Source organism: Streptomyces sp. NPDC096323, assembly GCF_040302845.1.
Classification (GTDB): Bacteria; Actinomycetota; Actinomycetes; order Streptomycetales; family Streptomycetaceae; genus Streptomyces.
Window position 1 is genome coordinate 78,519 of the sequence record NZ_JBEOSI010000003.1, and the last position, 12,937, is coordinate 91,455.

The 12,937-nt window shown below is 70.6% G+C and carries 8 protein-coding genes and 1 pseudogene; 6 read left to right on the forward strand and 3 right to left on the reverse strand.

Translation table 11 applies throughout. From position 1 onward, the window contains the following. Positions 1 to 31: 31 nt before the first annotated feature. Together ABTX18_RS08200 and ABTX18_RS08205 are read right to left on the reverse strand one after the other, a co-directional pair. Positions 32 to 745 carry a PspA/IM30 family protein gene (locus ABTX18_RS08200; protein WP_352121941.1) on the reverse strand — a complete coding sequence of 238 codons (714 nt, stop codon included), beginning with the start codon at positions 743 to 745 and terminating at the stop codon, positions 32 to 34. 84 nt (positions 746 to 829) lie between these two features. Further along, entirely contained in the window at positions 830 to 2,968 is a 2,139-nt protein-coding gene (locus tag ABTX18_RS08205; RefSeq protein ID WP_352121942.1) for a TPM domain-containing protein, read from the reverse strand. Positions 2,969 to 3,298: 330 nt separating this feature from the next. Between ABTX18_RS08205 and ABTX18_RS08210 the strand changes: the two genes are divergently transcribed. Both ABTX18_RS08210 and ABTX18_RS08215 read left to right on the forward strand, forming a co-directional pair. Continuing rightward, complete coding sequence (locus ABTX18_RS08210; protein ID WP_352121943.1) at positions 3,299 to 3,754, forward strand: MarR family winged helix-turn-helix transcriptional regulator; 456 nt, start codon at positions 3,299 to 3,301, stop codon at positions 3,752 to 3,754. Positions 3,755 to 3,836: 82 nt separating this feature from the next. Further along, a complete protein-coding gene (locus ABTX18_RS08215; protein ID WP_352121944.1) occupies positions 3,837 to 4,388 on the forward strand; it encodes an isochorismatase family protein in 552 nt (183 codons plus the stop codon). Positions 4,389 to 4,710: 322 nt separating this feature from the next. Here ABTX18_RS08215 and ABTX18_RS08220 read toward each other — a convergent pair. Next, a pseudogene (locus tag ABTX18_RS08220) lies at positions 4,711 to 4,991 on the reverse strand (FAD-binding protein); the annotation flags it as partial. A gap of 262 nt (positions 4,992 to 5,253) precedes the next feature. On the opposite strand from ABTX18_RS08220, the gene ABTX18_RS08225 reads away from it, so the two are divergent. The 4 genes from ABTX18_RS08225 (at position 5,254) to ABTX18_RS08240 (ending at position 12,901) form a co-directional block, all read left to right on the forward strand. Further along, positions 5,254 to 7,617: an ABC transporter family substrate-binding protein gene (locus tag ABTX18_RS08225; protein ID WP_352121945.1), complete on the forward strand. Its 2,364-nt coding sequence runs from the start codon at positions 5,254 to 5,256 to the stop codon at positions 7,615 to 7,617. 299 nt (positions 7,618 to 7,916) lie between these two features. Then, positions 7,917 to 8,627, forward strand: a complete 711-nt coding sequence (locus ABTX18_RS08230; protein WP_352121946.1) for a hypothetical protein — start codon at positions 7,917 to 7,919, stop codon at positions 8,625 to 8,627. 138 nt (positions 8,628 to 8,765) lie between these two features. After that, positions 8,766 to 10,637, forward strand: a complete 1,872-nt coding sequence (gene typA / locus ABTX18_RS08235; RefSeq protein WP_352121947.1) for a translational GTPase TypA — start codon at positions 8,766 to 8,768, stop codon at positions 10,635 to 10,637. A gap of 623 nt (positions 10,638 to 11,260) precedes the next feature. After that, a complete protein-coding gene (locus ABTX18_RS08240) occupies positions 11,261 to 12,901 on the forward strand; it encodes a peptide ABC transporter substrate-binding protein (protein ID WP_352121948.1) in 1,641 nt (546 codons plus the stop codon). Positions 12,902 to 12,937 lie beyond the last annotated feature (36 nt).

Genomic DNA, 12,937 nt, shown 5'->3' on the forward strand with positions numbered 1-12,937 from the left:
GCGGCCGTCACGGCCGTCACCCAAGAGGCCGTCAGGAAGCGGTCTTCAGCGCGGCGAGGCGGGCCTCCACCTCGGCGCTGTCTCCCAGCGTGTCCAACTGCTCGAACTGGGCGTCCAGCGACGACGCGGCGAGCTCCTGCTTGCCCAGCGCCCTCGCCTCCTCGCGCCTCACCTTGTCCTCGAACCGGCTGAGCTCACTGGTGGGGTCGAGGACGTTGATGCTCTTGACCGAGTCCATCATCTGGTTCTGCGCCTGCGCGGACTTGGCGCGGGCGACCAGCTCGTCACGCTTGGCCTTCAGCTCCGACAGCTTCACCTTCATCTGGTCCAGGCCGGACTTCAGTTTGTCCACCACCTCGGTCTGGGCGGCGATGGTGGGCTCCGCGGTCTTCGCCTCCTTCTCCGACTGGAGCTGGCGGCCGAGCGCGACCTTGGCCAGGTTGTCGAACTTGTCGGCGTCCGGACCCGCCCCGCCCGCCCGCAGCTCGTCGGCCTTGCGGCTGGCGGCGAGCGCCTTCCCGCCCCATTCCTGCGCCGCCGCGACGTCCTCGCGGTGGTCCTGCTCCATGAGGCGCAGATTGCCGATGGTGGCGGCCACGGCCTGTTCGGCCTCCGAGATGTTGGACGTGTAGTCGCGGATCAGCTGGTCCAGCATCTTCTGCGGGTCCTCGGCCTGGTCGAGCAGGGCGTTGATGTTGGCCTTCGCCAGCTGGGTGACGCGTCCGAGAATGGTCTGCTTGCTCATGGCACCTCTCCTGTGTGTCCGGTCCTGGTCCGAAGTGACGTGTGCGCGTACGGGGATGGGCACGGGTACGGCCGGGGGCGTCGTTCAGAAGCGGCCGCCGCCGCCCCGCCGGCCCCGGGTGCCCCCGCCGCCGAAGCTGCCCGGCCCGCCCCCGCCGAAGCCGCCACCGCCACCGAACCCTCCGCCGAAGCCGCCGCCCCCCAAGCCGCCCCCGAAGCCACCGCCCCGGCCGCCGCCGCCCAGGAGTCCGCCGAGAAGGATGCCGCCGAGCACCGCCCCGCCCGCACCGCCACCTCCCGGCATCCCGCCGCCCATGCCGCCGGGTCCCGCGTACGCGCGCACGTCCTGCTCCGCGAGGCTCCGCGCCTCACCGGCCAGCGCGTCCGCCCGTTGCGCCTCGGCGAGCGCGGCCTGCGGGTCGTCCGCCCCGGCCAGTTCGCCGGCCCGCTCCAGCCGCCGCTGGGACTCCACCAGCCGGGTGCGGGCCTGGCTGCCGACCGCACCACGGTGGGTGCTGATGTAGTCGGCGGCGGCGCCGATGGCCGACCGTGCGGTGAGCATCGTCTGGTCGAGCATCGAGCGGGCCCGCCGGTTGCCCTGCTCCTGCTCGCGCGCACCGGCCAGCGCCTCGTCCAGCACCGCGTCCGCCTCCTCCACCCGGCGCAGGGCGTCGATCGGGTCGTACGCGCCGGCACCCATTTCCTCCCGCACATCGCGGACCACCGACTGCGCGCGGGCGATCCGGCCGCGGAGGTCCGCGGTGGACACGCCCTCGGCCGTGCCCTCCAGGAGCCCGCCCGCGTCCGCCAGGTCCGTCTCCGTCTCGGTGAGCGCGGCCGGCAGCCCGGCCGCCGCCTCGTCCAGTTCGCGCGCGCGCCGGTCGACCGCGTCGACGAGGGTGGTCGCCTGTCCGACCGCACCCTCGGCGGCCCGTACGTACACCGCCGCCGTCGCGTGGTCGCCGCCGTCCACCGCCTGCCGGGCCTGGTTGAGCGACGACGTCGCGAAGACAAGGCGGTCCTTGGCCTGTTCGATGTCGCCCGCCACGGGGGCCGACGCGGACTCCGCGTAACGGCCGCGCAGGGCGGCGAGCGCCGTCTCGGCCGCTGAGGCCCGGCCGGCGAGGAGACGGAACGCGCGCTCGGCCGCGGCCAGCGCCTGCGGGGCGTCGCGTTCCAGCTCCCGCAGCCGGTCGAAGTCCTCGGAGACGTCGTCCAGCCGGGCGTTGGCGTCCGCGCACCGGCTGATGATCTCGTCCAGCATCCGCCGGCGCGTGGCATCGTCCTCGGGGAAGGCGTCGTCGAGCTGCTGCCGCAGCCGGAACGCCGTTGTCAGCTCGCTCTTGGCGTAGGCGACCGCCTCGGTGAACGGAGCGGCGGCCTCCTCGCCGAACTGGGCGGTGGCGAACCCGAGTTCCTCCTCGCTCGTGCGGACCGCGTCGTCCGTGGCGACGAGCGTCTCCTTGGCGTGCGCGTCGAGCTCGGGGAGCGCGGTGGGGGGCTGCGGCCGCTCGCCCTGCCCGCCGCCGGCCGGTCCCCAGCCCGTCGCGCCGGGCGTCGTACGGGTGGCGGCGCGCCGCTTGCGCCGGGTGAACGCGTACGCGGCGACCGCCGCGGCGCCGCCGACGAGGACGATCGGCAGGACCAGGTCCCCGGTGTTCGTCCCGCCGGAGCTGCCCGCGCCGGGGTCGGCGGCGCCCGGGGTGATCGCCGGGGTGGGGACGGGCGAGCCGGCCAGGACGGCGGAGTACCCGTCGGCGGCCCCGATCGCGGCGCCCGCCCAGTCGTTCTCCTTGAGCGCAGGCTCGATGGCGGTGGTCGCCACGTCCTGGAGCTGTGCGTCGGTGAGGCGCGAGTCCTGGTCGACGGAGTACGCGTACTGCCGGTCGTGGGTGGCGACGGCCAGCAGCACGTCCTCGCGGCCGAGGCCGTTGCGGTCGGCCGTCTCGTCGGCCCAGTCCTGCGCGGACCGCCCGGAGAAGTCACGTACGTACGCCACGAAGAGCTGGACACGGCGCTGGTCGTAGAGCCGGTCGAGCGCGGCGGTCACCTGGCCCTTGCGGTCGCCGAGTGCTCCCACCTTGTCGGTGATCTGCCCGTCGCGCGACAGCGTGATCGGGCCGTCGGCGCGGGCGGCCGGTGCGGGGGAGAGGGCCAGCCAGCACACCGTCAACAGCACGGCGAGCAGGGCCCGGCCCGGTATGAGGATCCGGGTTCGGCTCACAGGCGGCATCACGTTCGTGAGGCTATGTCCGCATCTGTCGGCCCGCGACCCGGCCGGCACTCGGCGCGACCGGCCCGGGAACGGTCTCCGCACCTGGCGCGTCCTGCTGTGCGTACGGGCGTCGCGCGACAGGGGGCAAGCCCCGCCGTTCGTACACCCGGAGTACATCGAGACACCGAGACATACAGGGGGCTGACGACTGGACGGCGTACCGGGAGGGCTGGCACTGACCTGGTGCGGTGCGGTGCGGTGCGGTGCGGTGCATCGGCGCGAGAGTGGGGTAGACAGGTAACCTTGCAAGATGGCCTGTACATCTTTTACGGTGGACGCATGACGCGACCGTCCGGAACCACGCCCGCCGACCCGACCGCGGAGGAGGTGGCGCATCAGCTCGCCTCCGTCGTCGGCAGGCTGTTGCGGCGCCTGCGCTCCTCCTCGGCGGAGAGCCTGCTGACGCCGACCCAGCGTTCGGTGCTCGCCCGGCTGGCGGACGGGGGCCCGGCCACCACGGCCGATCTGGCCCGCGCCGAGTTCGTACGCCCCCAGTCCATGCGGCTGACCCTGAACGCCCTGGAGGAGCAGGGGCTCGTCGAGCGGGCGCCGGATCCGGCCGACGGCCGCAAGGCGGTCATGTCGGTGACGGACGCCGGCAGCGCCGCCCTCGCCCGGGTCCGGGCCGCCAAGCGCGACTGGCTCGCCGAGGCCGTCGCCGCCGAACTGGACGGGCCGCAGCGGCGCACCGTCGCCGAGGCCGCCGGCCTCATCGAGCGCCTGATCGGTTCATGACCGATCGCGGGCGTGCCGCGCGTGGCGGCAGCCGTACCTGATTTCTCTCCCCGAGCACCACCAGGCAAGGAGCACCACCACCATGAGCGCCACCACCCTCGACCCGGCGACCGCCCTGATCGTCGTCGACCTCCAGAAGGGCATCGTCGGCCTCCCGACCGCCCACCCCGCCGCTGAGGTCGTCGCCCGCGCCGCGACCCTCGCCGACGCCTTCCGGGCCAAGGACCTCCCGGTCTTCCTCGTCCGCGTCACGGGAGGCGCGCCCGGCCGCACGGAAGGCCCCGCCCGGTCCGGGCAGCCGGCCGCCGACTGGGCCGAGATCGTCCCCGAACTCGGGCCGCGCGAGGGCGACATCGTCGTCACCAAGCAGCAGTGGGGCGCCTACTACGGCACCGACCTCGACCTCCAGTTGCGCCGCCGCGGCATCACCCAGGTCGTGGTGGCCGGGATCGCGACCAGCATCGGCGTCGAGTCCACCGCCCGCTCGGCGCACGAGCACGGCTACCACGTCACGGTCGCCACGGACGCGGTGACCGACATGAGCGCCGAGGCCCATGCCAACAGCGTGGAGCGGATCTTCCCCCGCCTCGGCGAGACGGACACCACGGACGCGATTATCAAGCTGCTGGGCTGACCGCCGGCCTCCCGTCGCGTCCCGCCGCCGGATCTGCACCAGCACCATTCGCAGTACAGGTACCGGAGTGGCCGGAGACCTGGACCCCACCGCTGTGGTGGGGGTCGAAGCCCCGTGGAGCCGACCGTAGGACCCGCACCACCCGCCCACGCCGTACGGCGTGGGCGGGGCGGGCAGGTGGCGTCATCCCCAGCCCCCGGGCCGGGACAGAAACGGGAGACCGTCAGCAGGACACCGAGGCGCAACTCGCGCTCGGGTGACACCGTCACGGACCATTCCGGCAGAAACGCCGGAATTGCTGAGATCTACTGATACTCAAAGCAACGGTGTACGGATTCTCCGCCGGTGTGCGCCGTCGGCGCGCTCCTCGGCGTTGAGCGGACGCAGCGCCTCCGTGGCGGCCGCGTCGATCTGGGCCTCGTCTACGACGGGCAGGGCGTCGGCCGACGCGGCGTACCGCGCGGCGTGCAGCCCCGCCCGTCGGCCGAAGACCAGCAGGTCGGAGAAGGAGTTCCCGCCGAGCCGGTTGGGGCCGTGCATGCCGCCCGCGACCTCGCCCGCCGCGTGCAGACCGGGCACGTCCAGGGCGGCGGCGGTACCGGAGTGGGAGCGGGCGGCTCCGTCTTGTGTACGGCTCCGGGTGTGTCGGCGTACGCCCCCGATGGGGCCCGCTTCCTGCCGGTCCCGGCCCTCCGCCGCACGGGTGAGTTTCGGAGGCGACGCGCCGTGTCTGCGCTCTCCCGCGCGCGTGGGCGCTTTCAGTGGACGGGCGGAATCAGTGTGATCAACTGCAAATGCCACCAAAAACGCATCATTCGGCCCATTCGGATCTGGGTGGGCCGGGTCGTCCCCGGAGGTATCAGCCATGTCCCACGTCGGCGTCCCGCGCGGGACATCCCGAAAGCGCCGCTCGCTCGCACTTCTCACCACGGGGGTGCTCACCCTCCCCGTACTGGCCGGCTGCAGCTCGGGCAGCGACAAGGCCGCCGACAGCGGTGTCGTCGTCCCGCAGGACATCGCTCCGGCGGCCCGGGCCCAGGTGGCGGACGGCGGCACGGTCAACTGGGCGATCGACGCGATGCCCGCCACCCTCAACGCCTTCCAGGCCGACGCCGACAGCGCCACCGCCCGCATCACCGGCGCCCTGCTGCCGACCCTCTTCCCGCTGGACGCCAAGGGCCGGCCGCGGCTGAACCCGGACTACCTCGAATCCGCGAAGGTCGTCGAGCGCGAGCCCAAGCAGGTCGTGCTCTACCGGCTGAACCAGCAGGCGGTGTGGAGCGACGGCCGGGAGATCGGGGCACCCGACTTCGTCGCCCAGTGGCGCGCGCTGAGCGGCAGGGACTCCGCGTTCTGGACGGCCCGCAACGCCGGGTACGAACGCATCGAGAACATCGAGCGCGGCGCCGACGACCTGGAGGTCAAGGTCACGTTCGCCAAGCCGTACGCGGACTGGCGCTCCCTCTTCTCCCCGCTGTACCCGAAGCAGGTGACGGGCTCCCCGGACGCCTTCAACGACGGTGCGCGGTCCACGCTCAAGGCGACCGCGGGACCGTTCCGGCTGCGTACGGTCGACAAGGAGGCGGGATCCGTCACGCTGGCCCGCAACCCGCGCTGGTGGGGGAGGACCGCCAAGCTCGACTCGCTGGTCTTCAAGGCGGTCGAGCCGCAGGACCGCACCGAGGCGCTGACCGAGGGCGAGGTCGACATCGCCGATGTCGACGCGGCGGCCGCCCACCGCATCGCCCAGGCCGCCAGGGACACCGGCGGCAACGGCGCACCGCCCGCCCACGGCCCCGGCTCCGAGATCACCCCGGCCCAGGCGCTGCGGTCCTGGGCCCTGGCGCACGGCTCCGACGACGAAGTGGCCGCGGAGGCGCAGGAGGCCCGGGACGAGAAGGCCAGGGCCGCGAAGGCGTACGCCGCCGAGCAGGGCGAGCTGCGCGGTTACGCAGTCCGCAAGTCCCTGGAGCCCGCCTACACCCAGCTCGCGCTGAACGGGGAGAGCGGGCCGCTCGCCGACGACCGGGTACGCCGGGCGGTGGCCCGCGCCCTGGACCGCAAGCAGCTCGCCGATGCCGTGCTGCGGCCGCTCGGCCTGCCCGCCGAGCCGCTGGGCAGCCACCTGGCCCTCGCCGGACAGCCCGCGTACAAGGACTCCAGCGACGCGCTCGGCCGCCAGGACACCAAGGAGGCGCAGGCGCTGCTGGCCGCCGCGGGATGGACGCGTGAGGGGGCCCTGAAGAAGACCGACGGGACCAAGGCGGGCAGCGAGGGCGAGAAGCAGAAGGACGCGAAGAAGAAGGAGGAGGACAAGGCCTCGGAGAAGAAGGCCGGTAGCGCTACGGACGACGGCAAGACCAGCGGCGCGGCCGGCCGCGAGCCCTCCAGGAACGACGGCCTCTACATCGTGGGCGACGACAACAAGCCCGGCGCGGCCGGGGGCGCGGCCACCCACGTCATCGCGCCCGCCCCCGCCGCCGCCGTGCAGAGCGCCGCGCTCCTGCGCCAGGCCGGCCACCTGGGCGGGACGGGCATCTCCGAGGACGCCCCCGCCCTGATCACCGCCCAGGACCGGCAGCCCGGCGGCGCGGCCGGCGCCTACGCCCCGGTCGGCACCGCGGCCCCCGCCCAGGGGGCCGCCGACTCCGCGCGCGGCCCCCTGGGCAAGAACGGCAAGCCGCTGACGCTGCGGTTCGTCCTGCCGTCGGGTCCCGGCTCCGCGTCCCTGCGTGGCGTCGGCGACAGGATCGCGGCGATGCTGGACACGATCGGGATCCGTACGGAGATCACCAAGGTCCCCGACGACAGCTACTTCCGTGACCACGTCGCCTCCGGCGACTACGACCTGGCGCTGTACTCGTGGCCCGCCACCGCCTACCCGGCCACGGACAGCCGCCCGATCTTCGCCAAGCCGGTGGCGGCCACCGACGGGTCGCTGCTCGTCGAGCAGAACTACACCCGCGTCGGCACGGACCACATCGACCAGCTCTTCGACGAGGCGGTCTCCGAGCTCGACGAGAAGGCGGCCCGGGACCTCATGAAGGAGGCGGACGCCCGGATCTGGGCCGCCGCGGGATCGATTCCGCTCTACCAGCGCCCGCAGCTGGTCGCGACGGACAAGAAGCTCGCGAACGCCGGCGCGTTCGGCTTCGGGGCGCCGCACTACCAGGACATCGGTTTCAAGAAGCCGCAGTCCGCCGGAGCCCCGGCCAACCCGAAGAAGTAGCAGGTCAGAGCGGAATCGAAAGCTCAGAACTGGCTCAATTCCCTTGCCCGCCGGACCCCCGGCGGGCAAGGCTGTGCCCACCTGCTGACCCGGGTGACCGCTCCGCCGCCCGACCGAAGGGGCCCCAATCCCGACGACCCGGCCGCGGAGTCCTGCTCCGAGCTCCACCTCGGAGCCGTAGCTTCGGAGCCCCCACCTCTGAAGTTGCTCAAGTCCCGCGTCCGCGCGTTCCGCCCGGTGGACCCTGGTCATGACCACCGGTGAATTCCGCCGGAAGAACTGACCACGGGGGCGGAAACATGAAGCGGACGCGGGCTTTCAGCCGTGCGGTCGGCGTACTCGTAGCGGGACTCCTCACCGGCACGAGCGCGTGCAGTCCGACGCCGGACGACCCGGGCACGGGGGCGAAGCCGAAGCCGGCCGGTTCACCTGCGACCGGGCAGACCGGCGCCGAGCAGGTGGCCGCCCCGCAGGAACGGGCGTGCAAGGGCGGCACGTACACCTGGTTCAACCTGCAGCGCCACTACGTGCTGAACGGGGTCAGCGACGCGCAGACCCTTAACGCCAAGGGCGCCGAGCTGACCAAGCCGATGCGGCGGCTGCGCACGGACCAGGCGTCCCTGGAGTCCGACGGCCCGAGGCTGGACTCGAAGGCGGTGTTCTACGCGCTGAGCGTGCGTCTCGGTCTCGTGGACGAGGGGGAGGATTCCGGGCACCTGGATGACTGGTCGACGCTGGGCGAGCCGGGTTCGTACGCACCTCTCGACGAGGACGGCGGCTGGACCAGCAGCGCGGCCCCCGTCCGCCTGGTGAGTTTCAGCGGCTTCGAGAAGGTCGATGCCGACTTCCGCTACACCTGCAAGGGCGGCAAGGACCGTGAGCCGACCGTCGGCCACGTATCGACCTGGGGCCGGAACCTGTCGGGAGCCATCAACTGCGAGGAGCCGCTGCCCGAGGCGTCCTCGCGCCCGGTCGCGCGCGAGGCCGTGCGCCTGTCCTGTGGCCGGTAAAACTTGCCCGGGAAGCCGCAGGCGCGCCCGCCCCGTACCATGGGGTGTAGCCGTGGCGCGTCCGCCCGGCGGGCGTACGAGGACTCAAGACCGACTAAGACGCCTGAATCCCCGATCCGAGAGAAGCGCAAGCCACCCATGCCCACGCGCCACGACATCCGTAACGTAGCCATCGTCGCCCACGTCGACCACGGCAAGACCACGCTGGTCGACGCCATGCTCAAGCAGGCCGGCGCGTTCGCCGCGCACGCCGCCGAGCACCTCGACGATCGCATGATGGACTCGAACGACCTGGAGCGTGAGAAGGGCATCACGATCCTGGCCAAGAACACGGCCGTGAAGTACCACCCCAAGGATGGCGGCGACGTCATCACGATCAACATCATCGACACCCCCGGCCACGCCGACTTCGGCGGTGAGGTCGAGCGAGGCCTGTCGATGGTGGACGCGGTGGTGCTGCTGGTCGACGCGTCCGAGGGCCCGCTGCCGCAGACCCGGTTCGTGCTCCGCAAGGCGCTGACGGCCAAGCTGCCGGTCATCCTCTGCATCAACAAGACGGACCGGCCGGACTCCCGGATCGCCGAGGTCATCGACGAGACGTACGACCTCTTCCTGGACCTGGACGCCGACGAGGACCAGATCGAGTTCCCGATCGTCTACGCCTGCGCCCGTGACGGCGTCGCCTCGCTGACCAAGCCGGAGGACGGCAGCGTCCCGCCGGACAGCGACAGCCTGGAGCCGTTCTTCAGCACCATCCTCTCCGCGGTCCCGGCCCCGGAGTACGACGAGGACGCCCCGCTCCAGGCGCACGTCACCAACCTGGACGCCGACAACTTCCTCGGCCGTATCGCGCTGTGCCGCGTCGAGCAGGGCGAGCTGCGCAAGGGCCAGACCGTCACCTGGATCAAGCGTGACGGCACGCAGTCCAACGTCCGCATCACCGAGCTGCTGATGACCGAGGCGCTCACCCGCAAGCCCGCCGAGAAGGCGGGCCCGGGCGACATCTGCGCGATCGCCGGTATCCCGGACATCATGATCGGCGAGACCCTGGCCGACACCGAGAACCCGATCGCGCTGCCGCTGATCACGGTCGACGAGCCCGCCATCTCGATGACCATCGGTGCGAACACCTCGCCGCTCGTCGGCAAGGGCGGCAAGGGCCACAAGGTCACCGCCCGCCAGATCAAGGACCGTCTGGACCGCGAGCTCGTCGGTAACGTCTCGCTCCGCGTCCTGGACACCGAGCGTCCCGACGCCTGGGAGGTCCAAGGCCGCGGTGAGCTCGCGCTCGCGATCCTCATTGAGACCATGCGCCGGGAAGGCTTCGAGCTCACCGTCGGCAAGCCGCAGGTGGTCACCAAGCAGGTCGACGGCAAGACCCACGAGCCGATCGAGCGCATGACGATCGACTCGCCGGAGGAGCACCTCGGCGCCATCACGCAGCTCATGGCGACCCGCAAGGGCCGTATGGAGACGATGACGAACCACGGTTCGGGCTGGGTCCGCATGGAGTGGATCGTCCCGTCCCGCGGCCTCATCGGCTTCCGTACGGAGTTCCTGACCCAGACCCGTGGCACGGGCATCGCGCACTCCCTGTTCGAGGGCCACGAGCCGTGGTTCGGCGAGCTGCGCACCCGTCACAACGGCTCGCTGGTGGCGGACCGTTCGGGCGTCGTGACGCCGTTCGCGATGGTCAACCTCCAGGAGCGCGGTGTCATCTTCACCGAGGCCGGCACCGAGGTCTACGAAGGCATGATCATCGGCGAGAACTCGCGCGCCGACGACATGGACGTGAACATCACCAAGGAGAAGAAGCTCACCAACATGCGTGCGGCTTCCGCTGACACCACGGAGAACGTGGTGCCCGCCCGCAAGCTGTCGCTGGAGCAGTCGCTGGAGTTCTGCCGCGACGACGAGTGCATCGAGGTCACCCCGGAGACCGTGCGTATCCGCAAGGTCGTCCTGGACCAGAAGGAGCGCGGCCGCTCCGCGTCGCGCGCCAAGCGCTGATCCCACCTCGCACGGAGAAGGCCCGGTTCCGCGGTTCGCCGCGGAACCGGGCCTTCCCCGTGCCGCCGGCCTTGCGTGACCCTCGGCGACACGGAACGCGGGATTGAGGGAAATATCACGAATCCCGGAAGGCGACGAGCGCGGACCGGCTGTTGGCAAAGACCGTCTGATCAGCTGACAGGCCGTCTGTTCAGCGTGGCGTCCACCTGCTTGCATGGGGCGACGGGGCGCTCCCGGCTCCGCCGGCCGGCAGCGGGGAGTGCTGCAGGAGACCGCGAAAAAGGAAAGTCGTTTTCGATGACCGCGCGTCCGACTATCGGGCAGCCTTCTCCGGAACGTGTGTGAACGGTCCGTTTCGGGGGTGTCTGTCTGGTATCGCTTTGTCCGTATTTCGGGTCTACGCGCAGGGTTGATGTTGTCAAAACGAGACCCTTTAGGTGTGGTTTACAGCCCAGTCGTACTTAATAGTTGGCTCCATTGAGCTCGGGTCAATGGGTCACGCACTGTGGGGGGTGCCGACTCACGAGCACACTCAGGGCACTGAAACGATCACCGTCAGGGGTGTCGGTGTATCAACCCAGTGCCCTTCTTGTAGTCAAAAGTGGACTCATGAGGAGGAACCCATGCGTGGTGCCAAGAGCGCCAAGTGGGTCGCGGGAGCGGCCATCATCGCCCTGGCGGCGACCGCCTGTGGCGGCGGCGACAGCGACGGCGACAAGGGCAAGGACAGCGCCAAGGGCGCTGTCAACCCTGATGGCATCTTCTCCATCGAGGTCGGTGAGCCGCAGAACCCGCTGCAGCCGGCTAACACGATGGAGTCGAACGGCAGCATCGTCACCGACGCGATCTTCTCGCAGCTGGTGGACTACGACCCGGCCGGCAAGCTCGAGATGATCAACGCGGAGTCTGTCGACACCAAGGACAGCAAGCTCTGGACGATCAAGCTCAAGAAGGACTGGAAGTTCCACGACGGCACGCCCGTCACCGCTGAGTCCTACGTCAAGGCGTGGAACTGGGCCGCGAACATCAAGAACGCTCAGACGAACGCGTCCTGGTTCGCCGACATCAAGGGCTTCGCGGACGTTCACCCCGAGGACGCGAAGGCGAAGCCCAAGGCCGACGCCATGTCGGGTCTGAAGGTCGTCGACGACTCCACCTTCACCGTGGAGCTCAACAACCCGCTGCCGTACTTCTCGTACAAGCTCGGTTACACGGTCTTCTCCCCGCTGCCCGAGTCCTTCTACGCGGACCCGAAGGCCGCCGGCCAGAAGCCGGTCGGCAACGGTGCGTACAAGTTCGTCAGCTGGGACCACAAGAAGCAGATCAAGGTCGTCCGTAACGACGACTACAAGGGTGCCGACAAGGCGAAGAACGGTGGTGTGCTCTTCAAGAACTACACCACCCTCGAGACCGCCTACGAGGACCTGAAGTCCGGCAACGTCGACGTGCTGCGCCAGATCGCGCCGAAGGACCTTCCGGTCTACCGGTCCGACCTCGGTGACCGCGCCGTGGACAAGCCGTACTCCGCGATCCAGACGCTCGGTGTCGCCATGTACACCAAGCAGTGGAAGAACACCGACCCGAAGGTCCTGCAGGGCCTCTCGATGGCGATCGACCGCGACACCATCACCAAGACGGTGCTCCAGGGCACCCGCGAGCCGGCCACGGGCTGGGTGGCCCAGGGCGTTCTCGGCTACCAGCCGAACGTCGCGGGTGACGTCACCAAGTACGACCCGACGAAGGCCAAGGCGCTCATCAAGGAGGGCGGCGGTGTTCCGGGTAACAAGATCTACATCCAGTTCAACGCCGACGGCGGCCACAAGGAATGGGTCGAGGCTGTCTGCAACAGCATCACCCAGGCGACCGGCGTCGCGTGTGCCGGTGACTCGAAGGCCGACTTCCAGGCCGACCTGAACGCCCGTGACGCCAAGCAGGTCAAGTCGTTCTACCGCGGCGCCTGGGTGCTCGACTACCCGGTGAACGCGAACTTCATCAGCGACCTGTTCCGTACGGGTGCGGCCGGCAACAACGGCTTCTTCTCCAACAAGGACCTCGACGCGAAGATCAAGGCCGCGGACTCCGCCGCCACGCTCGACGAGTCCGTCAAGGGGTACCAGGAGGTCGAGAAGGAGCTGGTCAAGTACATGCCGACCATTCCGCTCTGGTACTACAAGGTCAACGCCGGTTACTCGGAGAAGGTCCAGAACGTCCAGTACGCCCAGGACGGCGACCCGATCCTGACTCAGGTCGAAGTCAAGAAGTAACCACACCGACGTAGTCCGCGCGCAGGCGCGGGACCG

Excerpts from the sequence above, each read along its gene's own strand:
- ABTX18_RS08240 (WP_352121948.1), top strand. The coding sequence starts at position 11,261 with ATGCGTGGTGCCAAGAGCGCCAAGTGGGTCGCGGGAGCGGCCATCATC.
- ABTX18_RS08230 (WP_352121946.1), top strand. The coding sequence starts at position 7,917 with ATGAAGCGGACGCGGGCTTTCAGCCGTGCGGTCGGCGTACTCGTAGCG.
- ABTX18_RS08225 (WP_352121945.1), top strand. The coding sequence starts at position 5,254 with ATGTCCCACGTCGGCGTCCCGCGCGGGACATCCCGAAAGCGCCGCTCG.
- ABTX18_RS08215 (WP_352121944.1), top strand. The coding sequence starts at position 3,837 with ATGAGCGCCACCACCCTCGACCCGGCGACCGCCCTGATCGTCGTCGAC.
- ABTX18_RS08200 (WP_352121941.1), bottom strand. The coding sequence starts at position 745 with ATGAGCAAGCAGACCATTCTCGGACGCGTCACCCAGCTGGCGAAGGCC.
- typA (WP_352121947.1), top strand. The coding sequence starts at position 8,766 with ATGCCCACGCGCCACGACATCCGTAACGTAGCCATCGTCGCCCACGTC.
- ABTX18_RS08210 (WP_352121943.1), top strand. The coding sequence starts at position 3,299 with ATGACGCGACCGTCCGGAACCACGCCCGCCGACCCGACCGCGGAGGAG.